Source organism: Arthrobacter sp. Y3223164 (assembly GCF_059091005.1).
This window is the reverse complement of sequence record NZ_JBNHGF010000986.1, coordinates 1-278: the sequence shown is the minus strand read 5'-3', so window position 1 is coordinate 278 and position 278 is coordinate 1. Positions and strand designations below refer to the sequence as shown.

General features: G+C 73.0%; 1 protein-coding gene. It reads right to left on the bottom strand.

The window, feature by feature from the left end; all coding sequences use genetic code 11:
* Positions 1-278: SseB family protein (locus AC5RUJ_RS19025; protein ID WP_494156611.1), on the bottom strand; the 278-nt coding region annotated here is incomplete at both ends.

Here is a 278-nt window from a genome sequence, read left to right as displayed (position 1 = left end):
GGCCACGACGGCTCCATCTGCCGCCCGGACCGCGATCCCGGTCCCGGGCTCCACGAACGAGGCCATAACCGCCTCCTCGCCGCCCGTGGCCTCGGCCACCCACTCCAAGAGCGCCGGATCGCGGTAGGAGGGCACCCACTCGTGCTGTTTGGCCAACGCCCACACTGCCGGCCGCCGGACAACGAACGTCAGGGCGGCGCCCGGATCCATAACCATCAGTTCGGCGTCTTCGGACACGGCCGCCAAGGCCGCCCGCGGCGCCTCCACGGCGACCGGCC